Origin of the sequence: Vitiosangium sp. GDMCC 1.1324 (assembly GCF_003044305.1) — a bacterium.
Lineage (GTDB): Bacteria > Myxococcota > Myxococcia > Myxococcales > Myxococcaceae > Archangium.
This window is the reverse complement of sequence record NZ_PZOX01000004.1, coordinates 21,294-38,365: the sequence shown is the minus strand read 5'-3', so window position 1 is coordinate 38,365 and position 17,072 is coordinate 21,294. Positions and strand designations below refer to the sequence as shown.

The 17,072-nt window shown below is 69.1% G+C and carries 15 protein-coding genes; 11 read left to right on the top strand and 4 right to left on the bottom strand.

From position 1 onward, the window contains the following. Positions 1 to 58 precede the first annotated feature (58 nt). Positions 59 to 1,135, top strand: a complete 1,077-nt coding sequence (locus DAT35_RS12840; protein ID WP_108067287.1) for a dipeptide epimerase — start codon at positions 59 to 61, stop codon at positions 1,133 to 1,135. Between the two features lie 78 nt (positions 1,136 to 1,213). Further along, a complete protein-coding gene (locus tag DAT35_RS12835; RefSeq protein WP_233261449.1) occupies positions 1,214 to 2,893 on the top strand; it encodes an FAD-dependent monooxygenase in 1,680 nt (559 codons plus the stop codon). 35 nt (positions 2,894 to 2,928) lie between these two features. Here DAT35_RS12835 and DAT35_RS12830 read toward each other — a convergent pair whose 3' ends face one another. From DAT35_RS12830 to DAT35_RS12820, 3 genes are all read right to left on the bottom strand, one after another. Continuing rightward, a complete protein-coding gene (locus DAT35_RS12830) occupies positions 2,929 to 3,795 on the bottom strand; it encodes a DMT family transporter (protein ID WP_108067286.1) in 867 nt (288 codons plus the stop codon). 144 nt (positions 3,796 to 3,939) lie between these two features. Then, positions 3,940 to 5,421, bottom strand: a complete 1,482-nt coding sequence (locus tag DAT35_RS12825) for a putative Ig domain-containing protein (protein WP_108067285.1) — start codon at positions 5,419 to 5,421, stop codon at positions 3,940 to 3,942. 94 nt (positions 5,422 to 5,515) lie between these two features. After that, positions 5,516 to 6,175, bottom strand: coding sequence for a DUF4476 domain-containing protein (locus DAT35_RS12820; protein ID WP_158501676.1), 660 nt, complete (start codon positions 6,173 to 6,175; stop codon positions 5,516 to 5,518). A gap of 147 nt (positions 6,176 to 6,322) precedes the next feature. On the opposite strand from DAT35_RS12820, the gene DAT35_RS12815 reads away from it, so the two are divergent. From DAT35_RS12815 to DAT35_RS12800, 4 genes are all read left to right on the top strand, one after another. Beyond that, positions 6,323 to 6,814, top strand: a complete 492-nt coding sequence (locus DAT35_RS12815; RefSeq protein WP_108067284.1) for a transcriptional regulator — start codon at positions 6,323 to 6,325, stop codon at positions 6,812 to 6,814. A 105-nt stretch (positions 6,815 to 6,919) separates the two neighbouring features. Beyond that, the gene (grpE, locus tag DAT35_RS12810; protein WP_108067283.1) at positions 6,920 to 7,843 is read left to right on the top strand and encodes a nucleotide exchange factor GrpE; all 924 of its coding nucleotides are present in this window, start codon (positions 6,920 to 6,922) and stop codon (positions 7,841 to 7,843) included. 6 nt (positions 7,844 to 7,849) lie between these two features. After that, positions 7,850 to 9,682: a molecular chaperone DnaK gene (dnaK, locus tag DAT35_RS12805; protein ID WP_108067282.1), complete on the top strand. Its 1,833-nt coding sequence runs from the start codon at positions 7,850 to 7,852 to the stop codon at positions 9,680 to 9,682. A 46-nt stretch (positions 9,683 to 9,728) separates the two neighbouring features. Then, positions 9,729 to 11,243: a serine/threonine-protein kinase gene (locus DAT35_RS12800; protein ID WP_108067281.1), complete on the top strand. Its 1,515-nt coding sequence runs from the start codon at positions 9,729 to 9,731 to the stop codon at positions 11,241 to 11,243. On the opposite strand, the gene DAT35_RS12795 is transcribed toward DAT35_RS12800, so the two are convergent. Beyond that, positions 11,240 to 11,995: a hypothetical protein gene (locus tag DAT35_RS12795; RefSeq protein ID WP_146209684.1), complete on the bottom strand. Its 756-nt coding sequence runs from the start codon at positions 11,993 to 11,995 to the stop codon at positions 11,240 to 11,242. The two genes, DAT35_RS12800 and DAT35_RS12795, sit on opposite strands and share 4 nt — an antisense overlap. Before the next feature lie 246 nt (positions 11,996 to 12,241). Between DAT35_RS12795 and DAT35_RS12790 the strand changes: the two genes are divergently transcribed. From DAT35_RS12790 to DAT35_RS12770, 5 genes are read left to right on the top strand one after another with little or no spacing between them, the layout of a single operon-like run. Beyond that, entirely contained in the window at positions 12,242 to 13,444 is a 1,203-nt protein-coding gene (locus DAT35_RS12790) for an ABC transporter substrate-binding protein (RefSeq protein ID WP_108067279.1), read from the top strand. After that, positions 13,444 to 14,373: a branched-chain amino acid ABC transporter permease gene (locus DAT35_RS12785; protein ID WP_108067278.1), complete on the top strand. Its 930-nt coding sequence runs from the start codon at positions 13,444 to 13,446 to the stop codon at positions 14,371 to 14,373. The genes DAT35_RS12790 and DAT35_RS12785 overlap by 1 nt, the downstream gene beginning before the upstream one ends. Positions 14,374 to 14,426: 53 nt before the next feature. Beyond that, the gene (locus DAT35_RS12780; protein WP_369945569.1) at positions 14,427 to 15,449 is read left to right on the top strand and encodes a branched-chain amino acid ABC transporter permease; all 1,023 of its coding nucleotides are present in this window, start codon (positions 14,427 to 14,429) and stop codon (positions 15,447 to 15,449) included. Beyond that, positions 15,449 to 16,300, top strand: coding sequence for an ABC transporter ATP-binding protein (locus DAT35_RS12775; RefSeq protein ID WP_108067276.1), 852 nt, complete (start codon positions 15,449 to 15,451; stop codon positions 16,298 to 16,300). Before DAT35_RS12780 ends, DAT35_RS12775 begins: the two co-directional genes overlap by 1 nt. Next, entirely contained in the window at positions 16,297 to 17,052 is a 756-nt protein-coding gene (locus DAT35_RS12770) for an ABC transporter ATP-binding protein (RefSeq protein WP_108067275.1), read from the top strand. Before DAT35_RS12775 ends, DAT35_RS12770 begins: the two co-directional genes overlap by 4 nt. Positions 17,053 to 17,072: the final 20 nt, after the last annotated feature.

Here is a 17,072-nt window from a genome sequence, read left to right as displayed (position 1 = left end):
GCGTGGTATGTCCAGGCGAGCGGGCTGCTGCTCGGCCCCACCAGCCTCGTCTGCCTCCATGCTCCCGACCCTCATCACCGACCTGCACCTCGAGCCCCTGGACCTCGCCCTCACCGAGCCCTTCGCCATCGCCACGGGTGCGCCGGACATGGCGAACAACGTGCTGGTGCGCTTGACGCTGGCGGATGGGACGGTGGGCCTGGGTGAGTCGGCTCCCCTCACCGCGGTGTCTGGCGAGACGCAGGCCAGCACGCTCGAGGCCATCTCCTCCGTGCGCCAGGGGTTGCTCGGGCGGGATGCTCGCGGCTGGCGCCCCATCGGCGCGTGGCTCGGCGAGGCCATTCCGGGTGCTCCCTCCGCGCGCTGTGGCATCGAGCTGGCGCTGTTGGATGCCCTGGGCCGCCACTACCGGATGCCGCTGTTCGCCTTCTTCGGTGGGGCGGGCACCGGGCTGGACATCGACATGACGGTGACGGCGGGGGACGAGGCCCACGCGGCCTCCTCGGCCCGGGCCATCGTCGCGCGAGGCATCCGCACCCTCAAGGTGAAGGTGGGGGCGCGCTCGCCGGAGGAGGACGTGCGGCGCATGGAGGCCATCCGCCGGGAGGCTCCCCACGCGCGGCTGTTCGCCGACGCCAACGGGGGCTACACGGTGGCGCAGGCGCGGACCTTCCTGGCGGGGCTGGAGGCCTCGGGCATTCCCCTGGCCCTCTTCGAGCAGCCCGTGCCTCGCGATGACTGGGAGGGCATGGTCGAGCTGACGCGCTCGTCCCGGGTGCCCATCTGCGCGGACGAGTCGGCTCGCACGGTGAAGGACGTGGTGCGCCTGGCGCGCGAGGGTGGTGCGCACGGCATCAATCTCAAGCTGATGAAGAGCGGCGTGGTGGAGTCCCTGGCCATGTGGAACCTGGCGCGCGCCCACGGCATGGAGTTGATGATGGGCGGCATGGTGGAGAGCACGCTGGCCATGAGCAGCGCGGCGCACTTCGCCGCGGGGTTGGGCGGCTTCGACTACGCCGACCTGGACACGCACCTCTTCATCCGGGAGCACTCCTTCCGCGGGGGCCTGACGATGCGGGATGGACGGGTGGACATCGGACATATCCAGGTGGGCCACGGCGTCGACCTCGGCTGAGCCCGTTGGGCGTCACGGGTCTCTTGTGCGAAGGTGCCGCGCGCCGGCCGTGAAGAAGCCGGCAGGGGGAGGCACCACATGTTGGACGCACTGGTGGTGGGAGCAGGGCCCACGGGCCTGACGATGGCCTCGGAGCTGGCGCGGCACGGTCTGCGCTGCCGCATCGTGGAGCAACTCGAGAAGCCCTCGGTGTTGTCGCGTGCGCTGGCGGTGCAGGCCCGCACGCTCGAGGTCTTCGACGACTTCGGCATCGCCGACGAGGCCGTCTCCCGGGGGCGCAGGGCCGAGGCCTTGAACGTGGTGGGCGTCGGGGGCGTGCGCTCGCGAGTCCCCATGCAGATGTTCTCGTGGCTGGAGACGCGCTTCCCCTTCATCCTCATGCTCCCGCAGGACGCCACCGAGGCGCTGCTCACCGAGCACCTGGGCTCGTTCGGTGTGACGGTGGAGCGCGGCTTGACGCTGGAGGATTACCGGCAGGACGCGAACGGGGTGGAGGCCACACTGAGGCGCGCGGATGGCGGAGTGGAGCGGGTGTCGGCGCGCTGGCTGCTGGGGTGCGACGGCGCGCGCAGCCGGGTGCGCAAGGTGGCGGGCATCCCCTTCGAGGGCGAGACGTATGACGATGCGTGCATGCTGGCGGACGTGCACGTGGACTGGCCGTTGGGGCAGGGCGAGCTGTGCCTCATGCCGTCCATGCACGGCGTGGTGGCGGCCTTCCCCATGCCGGGGGAGAACCGCTACCGCCTGGTCTGCATCATGCCGAGGGACACACTCCCGGAAGGCGACGAGACGACTCCCCTCACGCTGGAGGAGATGCAGGCAGTCCTGGACCGCATGGCGCCCGTGCCGGTGCGCGTGAGCGAGCCGCGCTGGCTCGCGCGCTACCGGCTGCACCGCCGGGGCGTGCCGCACTACCGCCAGGGCCGTGTGTTCCTCGCTGGAGACGCCGCGCACATCCACAGCCCCGCGGGCGGGCAGGGGATGAACACGGGCATCCAGGACGCCTACAACCTCGCGTGGAAGCTGGCGCTCGTCACGCGGGGGCACTCGCCGGAGTCGCTGCTCGACACCTATGAGCAGGAGCGGCACCCGGTGGGGCAGAAGCTGCTGGAGGGCACGGACAGGCTCTTCGGCGTCATGGCTCACGGAGGGCTCTTCTCGCGGTTGCTGCGCGCGTACGTGATGCCACGGGTTGCGCGAGTCCTGTTCGGCAGCACCTTCGCGCAGCGCCGCATGTCCCGCTTCGTCTCCCAGCTCGCCATCCACTACCGAAACAGCCCGCTCTCCACCGAGCGCATCTGGGGCGAGGAGGCCGGAGGCGTGCGGATGGAGCAGGGCCCCGCGCCGGGGGAGCGTGTACCGGAGCTGCCGGTGAAGGGGGAGGGCGTGACGCGCCTGCACGAGGTGCTGCGCGGACCCCAGCACACGCTGCTGCTGTTCACGGGCCTGGAGCCCGAGGCGCGGGTCCGGAGCGAGTTGGTGACGCTCGCGCGCCGGCTCGAGGCAGCGTATGGGCCGCTCTTGAAGGCACGCGTGGTGGTGGCGGGAGAGGGGACACCGGCGCCCTTCGTCCTGGCCGATGAGGACCGCGCGGTGCATCGCCGCTTCGGCGCCGGAGCGGAGTGCTTCTACCTCGTCCGGCCGGACGGGTACGTGGGGCACCGCGAGCGGCCCATCGAGCCGAAGCGGCTCGAAGCCGAGCTCACGCGGCGCCTGGGCTCGCCACGTGCGAACGACGAGAAGCGCGTCACGGGGTGAGCGCGGGGTTCAGTCCCCATCCACCTTCGCGCGATTCAGCCCCGTGCGCCCTCGTGCGTGGGCGTTTCGTCCACCGGGGATGCGCTGCTGCCTCGGGCGCCCAGCAGGGTCCGCCACGCGGTGGCGAGCAGGATGATGGTGCCGCCCACGAGCGCCCAGGTGCCGGGCCGCTCCCCGGCGAAGAGGAAGGTCCACACGGGGTTGAGCACCGGCTCGAGCAGGATGAGCAGCGAGGCCTCCACCGCGGGCGTCTCGCGCAGGCCGCGCTGGAAGAGGGCATAGGCGAGGCCGAGCTGGAACACGCCGAGGAAGACGAGCAGCCCGATGTCCAGGGCCGTGGGCTTCGGTCCACCGAGCGCGGGCAGCAGGACGCTGGCGCCGGCGATGAGGTTGCCCCACACGAGCACCGCGGAGCCCTCGTCGCCCAGCGCGCGCAGTCCGAGGATGCAGAAGGCGAAGGCGAGGCCCGAGCCCAGGGCCACCACGTTGCCCAGCATCTGCCCGGGGTTGAGCTGGTCGAGGAAGAAGAGGCTCAGCCCGAGCAGGAACACGGGCACGGCGGCCAGCTCGCCCCGCGAAGGGCGCTCGCGCAGCAGGAGCGGGGACAGGAGCAGCACGTAGAGCGGCGCGGTGTCCTGCAGGAAGATGGCGTTGGCGGAGGTGGTGAGCTTGTTGGCGATCATGAACAGCACCACCGTGGCGGCATAGGCCACCGATGCCGCGAGCCCTCGCCAGGACGGAAGCCGGCGGCCCGCGGGGATGGTGACTGCGAGCATCAGGGCCGCGACGAGCGAGCGGCCGGAGGCGAGCTGCCAGGCCGACAGGGTGGAGAGCTTCACGGCGGCGCCGGCCGTGGACCAGAGCAGGGCGGCGGCGAGGAGATAGAGGCGGGAGCGGAGCATGGGACGCGCGGGTGACTCATACGTCGGGCACCCGGTGAAAGCCACCGCCGCGGGGCCGCACGCAGGAGGGGCGGCTCGGCGCTCACGCGGAACTTCTGGAGCGCCTGGTCGGACGCAGGGTCCTCGGGCCACCGGGAGGGGACGTCAGGGGGCGGTGGCCGGAGCGCCCGCGCTGAACACGAAGCGGCTGGTCACCGGGTAGTGGTCCGTGGTGGTGGCCTTGTACTGGGAGATATAGGTGTCGGGATTGAGGACCTGGGCCGATTTGGGCACGTAGCTCGTGAGCAGCTCGTTGCTGACGAGCTCGTGGTCGATGAACTGGGTGTTGCCCACCGTGCTGCGCTGGCCCGAGAGCGACAGGGGCCGGGTGACGAAGGTGTAGTTCGCCGCATCATCGAGGAAGTTCTGGTACGGCGTGGGCAGGTAGGCGCCACTCGTGGTGTTCCTGAGGATGGACTCATCCACGTCATCATTCCAGTCGCCGAGAACGATGAACGGTGTGCTCGCGAGCTGCGTATCCAGGTAGCTCTTGAGCGCCACCCCCGCGCTCTGGCGGCGGTTGTACGAGGTCACGGAGGAGTCCGTCTGCGCCTTCATGTGCAGGATGATGGCCACCACGTCCTGGCTCGCCCCGTTGCGCGTGATGCGCAGCTTCACCTGAAGGGGAGGCCGCCCGGCGAAGTCATAGTCGTTCGAGGTCAGGATGAGCTTCTTCTCCACCACGCTGACCACGGCCGGGTTGAAGAGGACTCCCACCTTCTGCTCGTCGGCCGAGTAGTAATAGGAGCCGGACGTGATGCCCGGGTCGTTGGCCATGAAGCCGTCGTAACCGGTCTGCTGCTTCAGCGCCTCGAACTCCGTGGCGTCCACCAGCTCCTGCAGGCCCCAGAAGTCCGCCCCGGTCGTGGTGATGACCCGTTTCACGTTGTCGAGTTGCAGGGCATCGTTCGTGGGACCGTTGCTCGGGTCCCCGAACCATTCGAGGTTCCAGTTGGCCACTTTGAACGCGAAGGTATCCGTTCCGCCATCGCCCTCGAGCACATCCAGGTCCAGCAGCTTCTCCGCCTGCGCGCCATGGACGTCCTGCACGCGCACGGTGGCGGAATAGGCACCCGGCTCCTGGGGCACGCCCGTGAGCTGGCCGTCCTCGCCCAGGGCGAGACCCGTGGGCAGCGTGCCGCCCGCCAGGGTCCAGCGCATGGGCCCCTTGCCTCCCCCGGCCTCGAGCTGGAATCCGTACGTCTGTCCCACGCTGGCGGTGGGTAGTGCGAGGGTGCTGACGGTGAGCGCGGAGTAGACGTACAGCTGGTACGTCCGCGTGTCCGTGGCGCCCTCGGCGTCCTTCACCTGCACCGTGAAGGTGTACTGGCCCGGCACCGTGGCCGGACCCATCAGCAGGCCCTCGTTCATGTGGAAGATGAAGCCGGGTGGCAGCTTCTCCAGCGAGTGCCGCAGCGGCGGGGTACCTCCGGTGGCGCCGAGGCTCACCTCGTAGGGCGCGCTCTCGGTGGTCTCGAGCTGCTCCAGGTCGGGCAGCTGGAGGGCTTCATTCGTGGAGGGGGACCCGGTGCAGGCACCGAGAGCGGTGAGGACGGCGAGCGTCCCCAACAGGCGGGCGAACGGCATGGGGAGTCGGGCTCCGGCTTTGGGACCTGGGGAGTCCCGTGGGGGGAGCCCGACTCTAACGTGCTCACAGGCCGCCACTGAAGCGCGGCACGGCCTACGGCTGCTGCGTCGCCAGGATGCGTTTGAGCTCGTCCTTGTCGCTGGAGTACTCGAAGGACTCGTACAGCTTGAAGCCGTTCTCCGTGTCCAGCAGGCGCGGGCGCAGCAGGCGCATCGCCTTCAACCGGTCCTTGGAGAAGGTGAAGAGGCGCAGAATCTGCTGCGCCTGGGACACCAGGAAGTACTGGGTGGACGCCGCCTGCTCCAGCACCTCGAGCTGGTCATCCGCGAAGGGCTCGTTGCGGATGGCCGACACCAGCGAGCGCAGCATGGCCTCCGTGATGGGCTGCACCGCGGGCTGCGGCAGGGGCGGAGGCGGGGGACGCGGAGTCTCCACGCGTGCGGACGGAGCATTCGTCACCTGCCGGCCCACCTCCTTGAGCTCCGCTCGCGCATCGTCGATCTGCTTCTGCAACTGCCGGTCCTTCTTCGCCCGGGCCGAGGCCGAGGCGAGCTTCTCGTTGATGCTGGCCAGCTGCTGCATCAGCGTTTCGCGGTCCACCACCACCGGGGCGCCCTGCTGCGGGGAGGGGAAGCCCGGGTTGCCGCCCCGGAGGGGCACGGCCTGGGTGGGGGGTTGCACATCCGCGCTGCCGCCTTGGGCCAGGGCCGGAGCCGTCATCAGGGTGGCCACGGCAATCAGTACCGCTCTCATCCGTCTCTCCAGGGGTGAAGATTGCTTTGCACGCCGGGCGGGGGTGCAGTCAGATGGATGAGGCTGCACTCGCCGGACGGGGGGCTCACTATAACCTGCCTGGACGGGCGCCAGCTGGCTCGCACTGTCCGTGAGGGAGAGAGATTCATGGCCGAGAAATGGGACAAGCATGTGATGGACTTCCTCAAGCGCGCGGGCGACGAGCTCAAGCGCACCGGCGAGGACCTCAAGTCCGAGGCCCAGAAGCTGCTGGTGGAGGTGAAGGACCCCGCCAAGCAGGCCAAGGTGAAGGAGGGCCTGGAGAACCTGCGCACCTGGGCCGTGGCCACGGGCAAGCAGGCCGCCGAGCGCATCGAGACCGCCGTGCGCCAGGTCGAGGAGACCATCGAGAAGTCTTTTGAGGGCAAGGAGGCCCCCCCTCCCGCCGAGCCGACCCGGAAGGCCCCCACGGCTGCTCCGGCGGCCCCGCCCGCGGAACCCGCGCCCCGCGCCGAGAAGAAAGCGGCGGTCAAGCCGGGCGCCAAGTCCATTGGCCGCAAGAAGACAGCCGGCACCAAGTCCCCCGCCAAGAAGGCGGCGGCCAAGCCGGGGACGAAGAAGACCCTCGGCCGCAAGAAGCCCGCCCGTCCGGCATCCTGAGGAGCGTTCATCCGCTCTGCAAACCTCCAGAAGGGTCACCAGAGCGGCTCATGTTCGGGAGCACCGGCCGTTGGATCAACCCGAGCCCCATGACATAGTGCGCGCGTGGCCGGCTCGAATCGTGATGAGAAGGGCAGCTTCCAGGCGGATATCTCCCAGGACGTCATCGACGCGGCGCTGAAGAGCGTCGAGCGTCGTGCCCAGACTCCTCCACCGGAGGAGGACGGGTTTCCCGAGGGCGGGAGGACATTGGAGGTGGAGATGCCCGAGGGCGGGGTGACCGTGGACGTGGACGTCCCGGCGACCGTCTTCGGTGAGCCCGAGGCCGGCGCTGGCGCCGGCACGGGCGAGCTCCAGGCCGCGCTGGATGAGTCCCGCCGCGAGCTGGACGAGACGCGTCAACAGCTGGAGCAGGCCCGCCGCGAACTGGAGGAGACTCGCTCGCAGCTCGAGTTCAGCCAGACCCGCGGCCGCGAGACGATGGAGCGTCTCAAGGAGAGCCACGAGCGTGCCCTGCGCGCCACGGCCGACCTGGAGAACTTCAAGAAGCGCGCCCAGAAGGAGAAGGAGGAGGTCCAGAAGTTCGGCTCCGAGCGCCTGCTCAAGGACTTCCTCCCGGTGGTGGACAACCTGGACCGCGCGCTGGAGGCGGCCCAGAAGTCCGCCGACTTCGACAGCCTGCGCACCGGCGTGGAGATGACGCGCAAGCTCTTCGACACCGCGTTCTCCAAGCACGGGGTGAAGGGCTTCTCCGCCGCGGGCCAGCCGTTCGATCCCCGCCTCCACGAGGCCATGCAGCAGGTGGAGAGCGCCGCGGTGCCCGCGGGCCACGTCCTCTATGAGGCCGTGCGCGGCTACATGCTCAACGAGCGGCTCATGCGGCCCGCTCTGGTCGTGGTGGCGCGTGCGCCGGCGGTTGCGCCGCCCGCGCCCGAATCAACTTCTTCTTCAGGCACGGCGCCGGGTGGTGAGCCCACGGGGGGGACCACCGCCGAGCAGACCGGAACCACTCCCACGGGGAGCCAGTAGGACGTCATGGGCAAGGTGATTGGAATCGATCTGGGGACGACGAACTCGTGTGTCGCCGTCATGGAGGGTGGCGAGCCGGTGGTCATCCCCAACAGCGAGGGCAGCCGCACCACTCCGTCGATGGTGGGCTTCACCGAGTCCGGTGAGCGGCTGGTGGGCCAGATTGCCAAGCGGCAGGCCATCACGAACCCGGAGAACACGGTGTTCGCCGTCAAGCGGCTCATCGGCCGCAAGTTCGACTCGCCCGAGGCCAAGAAGGCCATCAGCGTGAGTCCCTTCCGCGTGGCGCCCAGTCCCAACGGCGACGCCTGGGTGGAGATCCGCGGCAAGGGCTACAGCCCGCCGGAAATCTCCGCCATCGTGCTGATGAAGATGAAGCAGACGGCGGAGGACTACCTCGGCGAGCCCGTCACCGAGGCGGTCATCACCGTCCCCGCCTACTTCAACGACAGCCAGCGCCAGGCCACCAAGGACGCGGGCCGCATCGCCGGCCTCAACGTGCTGCGCATCATCAACGAGCCCACGGCCGCGGCGCTCGCCTACGGTCTGGACAAGGTGGGCAACGCCGGCTCCGAGCGCATCGCCGTCTACGACCTGGGCGGCGGCACGTTCGATATCTCCATCCTGGAGCTCAGCTCGGGCGTCTTCGAGGTGAAGTCCACCAACGGCGACACCTTCCTGGGTGGCGAGGACTTCGACCAGCGTCTCATCGACTTCCTGGCCAAGCGCTTCGCCGAGCAGAACAACGGCCTGGACCTGCGCAAGGACCGCATGGCGCTGCAGCGCCTGAAGGAGGCGGCCGAGCGCGCCAAGCACGAGCTGTCCAGCGCGACGGAGACGGAGGTCAACCTCCCGTTCATCACCGCGGACGCCACGGGCCCCAAGCACCTCACGGAGACGGTCGAGCGCAGCACCTTCGAGTCGCTGGTGGCGGACCTGGTGGATCGCTCCATCGAGCCGTGCCGCATCGCGCTCAAGGACGCGGGAGTCACCGCGCAGCAGGTCCACCAGGTGCTGCTGGTGGGCGGCATGACGCGCATGCCGGCGGTGCAGCAGAAGGTGAAGGAGTTCTTCGGCAAGGAGCCGCACAAGGGCATCAACCCGGACGAGGTCGTCGCCGTGGGCGCGGCCATCCAGGGCGGCGTGCTCAAGGGCGAGGTGAAGGACGTCCTCCTGCTGGACGTGACGCCGCTGTCGCTGGGCGTGGAGACGGCCGGCGGCGTCTTCACCAAAATCATCGACAAGAACACCACCATCCCCTGCAAGAAGAGCCAGGTGTTCTCCACTGCGGTGGACAACCAGCCGCTCGTGTCCGTGCACGTGCTCCAGGGCGAGCGCGAGATGGCGGCGGACAACAAGACGCTGGCGCGCTTCGAGCTGGTGGGCATTCCCCCGGCGCCGCGCGGCGTGCCGCAGATTGAGGTCTCCTTCGACATCGACGCCAACGGCATCGTGCACGTGAGCGCCAAGGACCTGGGCACCGGCAAGGTCCAGCAGGTGCGCGTGGTGGGCAACTCCGGCCTGTCCGAGGCGGAGATCCAGGCGATGATCTCCGACGCCCAGGCCAACCAGTCCAACGACAAGGTGAAGAAGGAGCTGGCCGAGCTGCGCAACAACTCCGACTCGCTCATCTACACCACCGAGAAGAGTCTGGAGGAGTACGGCAACGTACTCCAGGAGAAGGACCGCGGGGAGATCAAGGCCGACGTGGACAAGCTCAAGGAGCTGCTCAAGGGCTCGGATGCGGCCGCCATCAAGGAGGCCTACCAGCAGCTCGAGGCGAGCGCCTACCGCATCGCCGACGCCCTCTACGCGGACCAGTCCAAGTCGGGTTCCTGAGCTGTCCCGAGGGGCCCCTTCCCGGGGCCCGCCTTCCCGGTGTTCAATGCGCACCGTGGAATTCCCCTCGCTCGACGCCGAAGTCGCCTTTCTGCGCGGCCTGACCGCCGTGGTGCGGATGGCGGATGACATCCTCGAGGACTGCCTGGAGCGAGGCCTCAACCTCGACGCGGCGGTGGATGTCTTCCTCACCCAGTGCGCGCGGCTGGTGCATGCCTCGGCGGGTTTCGTCTGTCTCCGGGGCACCACCCGTCCCGTGCTCACCCGCGTGCTGGGGCAGCTCGGCATGGACGTCTTCGAGGCCGCGAGCTGGAAGGGCACCCGCAACCTGTCCGACGGGCGGATGCTCTTCTGCACGCAGCTGGCGCTCGGCAGGCTGGAGCTGGGCACGCTGGGGCTGGTGGTGGACGGCAGCTTCGAGGACGGTGGCGCGCTGGTGATGAAGCTGGTGGACGCCATTGGAGATCAGCTCGACAACGCGGTGCTCGCCTTCCTCGCGCTGACCGACGGCCGGAGCGTGCTGGAGCGGCTGGATGATCTGGCTCCCGAGGAGGATCCGGTGACGGGCCCGCGCGGACGCATCGGCCGCTACGAGCTGGTGACGCCGCTGGGGACGGGCGGCATGGCGCAGGTGCTGGTGGCGCGCACGCGAGGCCCCGAGGGACTCGGGCGGCTGGTGGCGCTCAAGCGGATCCTCCCGCACCTGGCCTCGGACCCGGACATCGTGAAGCAGTTCCTGGACGAGGCGCGCATCGGGCTGCGGCTGTCGCACGCCAACCTCGTCACCTTCCACGACTTCGGCGAGTCCCAGGGCGCCTACTACCTGGTGATGGAGCTGGTGCGCGGGGTGGACTTCGACCGGCTGTTGAAGACCACGCGGCCCTCGCCGCCCGTGACGATGGCCATCGTGATTCAGGCACTGCACGGTTTGCACGCGGCCCACCAGGCGCGAGGCGAGGATGGGGCGCCGCTGCAACTGGTGCACCGGGACCTGTCGCCGCACAACCTGATGGTGGGCTTCGACGGGCGGGTGAAGGTGCTGGACTTCGGCGTGGCCAAGGCCCGGGCCCAGCGCACGGTGACGCTGCCGGGTATCGTGAAGGGCAAGCCGCTCTACATGTCGCCGGAGCAGGCGAGGGGCAGGCGCCTGGACCTGCGCAGCGATCTGTTCTCCATGGGACTCATCCTCCACGAGGCGCTCACGGGGGTACGCGCGTTCGACCGCGGGGACGAGCTGGAGTCCATGCACGCCATCTGCGACGACCGGCTGAGCCGGCCGAGCGCCATCCCGCTGCCCCTGTGGGAGGTGATCGAGGTGGCGCTCGCGAAGAGTCCGGAGCAGCGCTACTCCAGCGCGCTCCAGATGGCGGAGGCGTTGGCGGAGGTGTGTCCCCCGGCGCGTGAGGTGGAGGTGGGCCGGCTCATGGCCCAGCACTTCCCCGAGCGCCTGCGGGGCTTCGAGCGTCTGGAGCGCGTCCACCTCTCCTCGAACAGCGCGGGAGCCGCACCGCCACAGCCGGCGCGGCAGCGTGCCTCCGCGCCCGACGGGTCCGGCCGTTAGATGCCGCGCTTGTCCTTCGGCTCGGTCTCTCCGCTGAGGTCCAGCTTGCGCGTACCCTCCTCGGTGTCGGTGCGAGTCTCCACGCGGCGCGGCTCCTCGTAGAGCTCATCGTGGACGATGGGGGACTGCTCGCTCGTCATCGCGCGGCTGCGGGCCGACTCCTCCTCGGCGCGCAGCGGCGTCCCCACCGTCGTGTCGGGAGTGGAGGCGCTCATGGCCGGCCGGTCCATTCCCTCGCGATGGATGGGGATGCTCACCCCCCCGTCCTCCGACGCGAGCGGCCGCGTGCCGATGTCGCTCATCCCCCGCTCCCGGTCCTCCTCGGTGAGGAACGGGCTGGCCCGGGCCCCCTCGGTGTTGTACGGGCCGGTCTCCTGCTCGCCCAGGTCCCTTGTGCGCAGGTCCGAGCCCAGGGGGACCCCCGTGCGCTCACCCGCGTTCAGCCACTCGGCATCCGAGGTCTCCCCGCGGGTGACAGGGGTGGTGCCGATCCCCTCGCGCTGGCCGATGGTGCCGGAGCCATAGGGCACCTCGTCGGAGAAGGGCCTCAGGCTCTCCCTGCCGTGGACCAGGATGACCTCCCCGGTGCGGATGTCGCTGATCTCCGCGTACAGGACGGAGTAGTCCCTGGGAAAGAAGAGCCCCTTCTCGATGTGGAACTCCGTCTCGCCGACGGCGTACACCTTGCCGAGCTTGTGTCCGTCGATGCTGCGGACCGTCATTCCTTCCTTGAGGTCTGCGCGCTGATACATGTCCGCCTCCTGATGGATGTCTTCTTCCTCAAAGGTGGGGCCGAGGGGGCAGGAGGGCAGCACCGGGGTGGAGGGCACGAGAGGCTCGGCGGCCCGGCGGGAGACCGGGGCGGCCCGGGGCCTGGGACTCCGGGTGGAAAAGTGTCTGGAGGGCTTGCTGGCATGGTGTTGCGAGCTTGACCCCTCTTTCGCATCCCCATAGAAAACCGGGGCTTTGCCGTGGCCCTGCCCAGGAGGATGCCCCGCATGCGCCGTTCCGCCCCGATGCTGCTGCTCGCCGCGTTCGCGCTGTTCGCGGCCGCCTGCCAGAAAAAGTCTCAGCCCACGTCTTCCGGAGAGGGAGCGCAGGGAGGCCAGGCTACCCAGCCGGCGGCCGCTGGAGGCGGGTCCTCCGACACCATCCTGCTCGGCGAGGTGGGCAGTCTCACCGGCGCCCAGGCCACCTTCGGTGTCTCCACCCGCAACGGCGTGGACCTGGCCATCAAGGAGGCCAACGCCGCCGGTGGCGTGAAGGGCAAGAAGCTCGCGGTGCGAGTCTATGACGACCAGAGCAAGCCCGAGGAGGCCGCCCAGGCAACCACGCGCCTCGTCACCCAGGACAAGGTGGTGGTCATCCTCGGCGAGGTGGCCTCGTCCAACTCCCTGGCCATGGCGGAGAAGGCCCAGTCGGCCGGCGTGCCGATGATTACGCCCGCCTCCACCAACCCCACCGTCACCCAGAAGGGCGACTACATCTTCCGCGTGTGCTTCATCGACCCCTTCCAGGGCTACGTAATGGCGAAGTTCGCCCGCGAGAACCTGAAGGCGAACGACGTGGCCATCCTCCAGGACAACAAGAGCGCCTACTCCTTCGGTCTCACGGACGTGTTCAAGGTGGAGTTCCCGAAGATGGGTGGGAAGATCACCACCATCGAGAGCTACTCCCAGGGTGACACGGACTTCCGCGCGCAGCTCACCGCCATCAAGAAGACGAAGCCGCAGGCCATCTACGTGCCGGGCTACTACAACGACGTGGGCATCATCGCCCGCCAGGCGCGCGAGCTGGGCCTCACGGTGCCCCTGATGGGCGGGGATGGCTGGGACTCGGAGAAGCTCTTCGAGCTCGCCGGCAACACGCTCGACGGCAGCTACTTCTCCAACCACTACTCGCCGGACAACCCGGATCCGAAGGTGCAGAAGTTCATCGCCGACTACAAGGCGGCCTACGGCAGCGTGCCGGACGCCCTGGCGGCGCTCGGCTATGACGCGGCCAAGGTGGCGATCGCGGCCATCGAGCGGGCGAAGGACCTGAGCGGCCCCGCTCTCCGCGATGCGATTGCGCAGACCAAGGACTTCCCGGGCGTGGCGGGCACCATCACGCTGGACAAGGATCGCAACGCGGTGAAGTCGGCGGCGGTCCTCAAGATTGGCGACGGTAAGGCGCAGTTCGTCACCACCATCACTCCGTAATGGCCCAGCTCCTCCAGCACCTCATCAACGGCATCGCCGCTGGCACCATCTACGCGCTCGTCGCGCTCGGCTACACGATGGTGTACGGCGTGCTCAAGCTCATCAACTTCGCCCATGGCGACGTGATGATGGTCGGCGTGTACATGGGTTACGCGACGGCCTTCATGCTCGGCCGCCAGGCGCAGAGCACGCCCTGGGGGGTGCTGGTCATCTTCCTGGTGGCCATGGTGGGCTGCGCGCTCATGGGGTTCCTCATCGAGCGCTTCGCCTACCGGCCCCTGCGCGACAAGCCCCGGCTCACCGCGCTCATCACCGCCATCGGCATCTCCTTCACGCTGTCGTATGGCTTCCAGCTGGACATCGGCTTCCTGCCGGGCTCGGCGCCGCGCGCCTTCCCGCAGATCATCAAGCCCGCCCAGTGGTTCACCATCGGTGACCCCGAGTTCCCGGACGTGGTGCTGTGGAACTGGCAGGTCATCTCGTTTCTGGTGGCCGTGGTGCTGATGCTGGGCCTGCAGCACCTGGTGTTCCGCACCCGCTTCGGGCGCGCGATGCGGGCCGTCTCCTTCGACCACCGCGTGGCGGCGCTCATGGGCATCCCCACCGACCGCATCATCTCGTTCACGTTCATGATCGGCAGCGCGCTCGCCGCGGGCGCGGGCCTGCTGTACGCCATCAAGGACACCTCGGTGAGCCCGCTCATGGGCCTGTACGTGGGCCTGAAGGCCTTCGTGGCGGCGGTCATCGGTGGCATCGGCAACGTGCCGGGAGCCATGGTGGGCGGCCTGCTGCTGGGCCTGGTGGAGGAGTTCGTGGTGGGCTACGCCGCGAGCACCTGGCGTGACGCGGTGGCCTTCGGCTTCCTCATCCTCGTGCTGCTCGTCCGGCCCGGCGGTCTGTTCGGCCGGGTGGCGGCGGAGAAGGTCTGACGCCGCGCATGGAAACCGCCGCCACCGTCTCTTCTGGTTCCGGGAACTCTTCCATGATTCCCGCCGCCCTCCGGGGCATCTTCCCCGTCCTGGTCGCCCTGCCGGCGCTGCTCTTGCTGGAGTGGCTGCTGAAGGACTCGCCGTTCGCCACCTACCTGCTGTCCATCATGGCGGTGAACATCATCCTCGCGGTGAGCCTCAACATCGTGAACGGGATGACGGGCCAGTTCTCCATCGGCCACGCGGGCTTCATGGCGGTGGGGGCCTACATCGCTGGCGTGACGTCCCTGGCGCTCAAGGACGTGGCCATCTCCGCCCTGCCCGTGGCGGTGAGCGACCAGGTGTTCCTCGTGGTGGCGCTGCTGGTGGGCGGTATCGCCGCGGCCAGCGCGGGCTTCCTGGTGGGCCTGCCCTCGCTGCGTCTGCGGGGTGACTACCTGGCCATTGTGACGCTGGGCTTCGGGGAGATCATCCGCGTGGCGGTGACGAACACCGAGGCCTTCGGGCGGGCGCTGGGCCTGAGCGGTATTCCCCAGACGTCCTCGGTGGCCATGGTGGGCTTCTGGGTGTTCCTGGTGGTGCTGGTGGCGCGCCGCATCGCGGGCTCCAGCCACGGCCGAAGCTTGCTGGCCATCCGCGAGGACGAGGTCGCCGCCGAGGCCATGGGCGTCAACACCACGGGCTACAAGGTTCGCGCCTTCGTCGTCTCTTCCTTCTTCGCGGGCATCGCGGGCGGCCTGTTCGCGCACTTCGTCCCCATCATCAACCCGGGCTCCTTCACCTTCGTGAAGTCGATGGAGATCGTCGTGATGGTGGTGCTGGGCGGGCTGGGCTCGACCACGGGCGCCATCGTGGCGGCGGTGTTCCTCACGCTGTTGCCCGAGGCGCTGCGCTCGGCCTTCGCCACCTTCGGGGCGGAGAGCAGCCTGGCGCAGCAGGTGGATCAGATCCGCATGCCCGTGTACGGCATGATGCTGGTGGTGCTGATGCTGTCGCGCCCGCAGGGATTGTTCGGCACGAAGGAACTGTGGGAGGTCATCCCGCGCTGGATTCCTCGCAGCCGGAAGGGGATGTGATGAGCGGGCCGCTGCTCGAAGCCGTGGGGGTGAGCATCCAGTTCGGGGGCCTCAAGGCGCTCTCGGACTTCAACCTCGCCATCCACAAGGGAGACCTGCAGGGGCTCATCGGCCCCAATGGCGCGGGCAAGACGACCGCGTTCAACGTGCTGACGGGCGTGTACCAGCCCACCCAGGGCGAGGTGCGCGTGACCGGGCAGCGCGTGAACGGGTGGCTGCCGCATCAGATCAACCATCTGGGGCTGGCGCGCACCTTCCAGAACATCCGCCTGTTCCGAGCCCTGACGGCGTTGGACAACGTGAAGGTGGCGTGCCGGGCACAGGGGGCGCTGAACCCCGAGGGCGTGGGCCTGGGCGCGAAGTTCCGCGGGGCCGCGCTCAACTACCGCGACTGGTGGCGGGCGCTGCTGCTGACGCCGGGCTTCCTGGCCGAGGAGCGCGAGCTCACCACTCAGGCCGAGCACCTGCTGGAGGTGATGGGGCTGGCGCACCGGCGCGACGAGGAAGCGCGCAACCTGCCCTACGGCGAGCAGCGGCGGCTGGAGATCGCCCGCGCGCTGGGGACCCGGCCCAAGGTGCTGCTGCTGGACGAGCCGGCGGCGGGCATGAACACCCGCGAGAAGTCGGACCTGATGGTGCTCATCCGCAAGCTCCGGGACGACTTCAACCTGGGGATTCTCGTCATCGAGCACGACATGAAGCTCGTGATGGGCATCTGCGAGAGAATCACGGTGCTGGACCACGGCGAGACGATCGCCCGGGGGGCGCCGGCCGAGGTGCGCAACGACCGCAAGGTCATCGAGGCGTACCTGGGTGACAGCTACCTGGAGTCGCACGGAGGCGCGGCGTGAGCGAGGCGCAGGTGAAGCTGCTGGGCGAGCGCCGGGAGTTCCCGCCCCTGCTGGCGGTGGACGGGGTGAAGGTGTCCTATGGGGCCATCCAGGCGCTCAGGGGCGTGACGCTGAAGGTGGGCAAGGGCGAGGTGGTGGCGCTCATCGGCGCCAACGGAGCGGGGAAGACGAGCACGCTGCGCGCGGTGAGCGGGATGCTCAAGCCGGTGGGCGGGCGCATCCACTTCGAGGGCGAGGACACCACCGGGGCGAAGGCGCACACGCTGGTGCCGCGGGGCATGGCGCACGCGCCCGAGGGCCGAGGCATCTTCCCCAACCTGACGGTGCTGGAGAACCTGGAGCTGGGTGCCTACCTGCGCAATGACGCGGACGGCATCGCGGCGGACCTGGAGAAGAGCTACGTGCTCTTCCCGAGGCTGAAGGACCGGCGCAAGCAGCTGGCGGGGACGCTGTCGGGCGGCGAGCAGCAGATGTTGGCCATTGCCCGCGCGCTGCTGAGCCGGCCCAAGTTGCTGCTGCTGGACGAGCCCTCGCTGGGACTGGCGCCGCAGGTGACGGAGACCATCTTCCGCAACCTGAGGGACGTGAACGCCTCGGGCGTGAGCATCCTGCTGGTGGAGCAGAACGCGCACCTGGCGCTGAACTTCGCCCACTACGGCTACGTGCTGGAGACGGGCGAGGTGGTGATGGCCGGCCCGGGCAAGGCGCTGCTGGAGAGCCCGGAGATCCGCAAGGCCTACCTCGGCGAGTAGCGTGGGCCGGAGGTGAGGGG